Here is a 1,666-nt window from a genome sequence, read left to right as displayed (position 1 = left end):
CCGGCGCGGGCGCCGGGTTGGACAGGTCGCGCGGGGTCGGCGCGGAGTTCAGGCCCAGCTTGGCCGAGCAGGCGGGCCAGGCGCCCCAGCCCTGACCGGCGAGGGTCTTCTCGGCGATCGCGATCTGCTGCTCGCGCGTGGCCTGGTTGGCCGTCGGGGCGTACTGCGTACCGCCGTAGGCGGCCCAGGTGCTCGGCGAGAACTGCAGGCCGCCCTGGTACCCGTTCCCGGTGTTGATGCCCCAGTTGCCGCCGGACTCACACTGGGCCAGGCGGTCCCAGTCGGAGTCGGGGGCGGCGTTGGCGGCCGGCGCGAGGGCCAGGCCGGCGGCGGAGAACGCGGTGCCCGCGAGGACGACCTTCACAGCGTTCCTGGGCGCTGAGGAGGCGGCGGCGGCACGGTGGCGTCCGGTGTAAGAGGTCATGTCGTCAGTCCTTTTCACTCTGTGCCTACGGGGTGAGCTGTCGGGTTCGGACGAGTGCGTCCGGCCGCCGGTGGCGGCTTCACCCCAAGGCGACCATCGGTCGCCGGGCCCGTGGTGGGCCCTGTCGGGTCCCCCGTCCCCGCCCGGGTAATGGTCACTGTGGCATCGGCCGCTGGGCGGGGTTCGGTAGGTGCGTCCGATGCCGACTCGCTGACGAGTCTGCTACGAAACTGTAGCGGTCCGATGCCGGATCGTCACCATTCTGAAATAAACCGAGGCGGTCTGGGTCTGACGTGCGTGCCGTTATCGGCTCGTTACCAGCGGTGTTCGCGGGAGGGTGTGGTTGATCACACCGAGGGCGGTCGCGAGCCGAGGATGGCGTAGAGCAGCCCCAGCAGGAACCCGACCGGCGTGAACAGCATCGCGCCGAGATACAGGAGGGTCGGCGCGTCGCGGCCGAGCACGAACGGGGTCAGCGCCGCCGCGACGGTGAACAGCACCCCGATCGTGAAGATGACGAGCGCCGTCACGAACAGGCCCCGGCGTCGTGGCCGCACGGGGTCGGCTGCCCGGGTGGACGCCGCGGCGTCAGGTGTCCAGGGGTCGTCGGCGGGGCGTCGATCGTCGGCGGTCACACGGGGAGGTTACCGCTCGCCTCGCGGTGGGCACCAACGCGCACGAGGGTAGTCTCGGGGCATCAGTCATGGTTGTCGGTCGCGTATGCCGCGTCCGGTCGGAAGGTGGTTCGCGGTGCCCAGCGGCAAGGTCAAGTGGTACGACGCGGAGAAGGGCTTCGGCTTCCTGTCCCAGGAGGGCGGCGAGGATGTCTACGTGCGCTCCGAGGCGCTCCCCGCAGGGGTCGAGACGCTGCGTCCGCGCCAGCGCGTGGAGTTCGACATGGTCTCCGGGCGCCGCGGCCCCCAGGCGTTGCGCGTGGTGGTCCACGACGAACCGACGGTCGCGGAGGAGCGGGCCCCGAGGAGCGGGCCCCGACGTTCGGCGGACGAGCTGCACGGGATGGTCGAGGACATGATCAAGGTGCTCGAGTCGACCGTCCAGCCCGAGTTGCGCCGTGGTCACCGGCCGGAGGCCAAGGTCTCGGGCCGGGTGGCGTCGGTGCTCCGCGCGGTCGCGCGCGAGCTGGACGCCTGACCCACGGATCAGTCGTCGTAGGTGAAGCGCACCGACCACTCGCCGTTGAGGATCGACTCCGACCCGTCAGCGGCATAGACGATCGCGACC

At 71.1% G+C, this 1,666-nt stretch carries 3 protein-coding genes and 1 riboswitch; of the genes, 1 reads left to right on the top strand and 2 read right to left on the bottom strand.

Translation table 11 applies throughout. From position 1 onward, the window contains the following. The coding region (locus tag G6023_RS09100) for a transglycosylase family protein (RefSeq protein WP_182635105.1) at positions 1-424 on the bottom strand (424 nt) is incomplete at its 3' end. 8 nt (positions 425-432) lie between these two features. After that, positions 433-590, bottom strand: a riboswitch (cyclic di-AMP (ydaO/yuaA leader). A gap of 181 nt (positions 591-771) precedes the next feature. Continuing rightward, a complete protein-coding gene (locus G6023_RS09095) occupies positions 772-1,059 on the bottom strand; it encodes a hypothetical protein (RefSeq protein WP_067712686.1) in 288 nt (95 codons plus the stop codon). A 115-nt stretch (positions 1,060-1,174) separates the two neighbouring features. Between G6023_RS09095 and G6023_RS16160 the strand changes: the two genes are divergently transcribed. Next, positions 1,175-1,576 carry a cold-shock protein gene (locus G6023_RS16160; protein WP_067712771.1) on the top strand — a complete coding sequence of 134 codons (402 nt, stop codon included), beginning with the start codon at positions 1,175-1,177 and terminating at the stop codon, positions 1,574-1,576. The last annotated feature ends 90 nt before the right edge of the window (positions 1,577-1,666 follow it).

Origin of the sequence: Dietzia sp. DQ11-71 (genome assembly GCF_014144995.1) — a bacterium.
Classification (GTDB): domain Bacteria; phylum Actinomycetota; class Actinomycetes; order Mycobacteriales; family Mycobacteriaceae; genus Dietzia; species Dietzia kunjamensis.
This window is presented reverse-complemented; position numbering and strand designations above follow the sequence as displayed.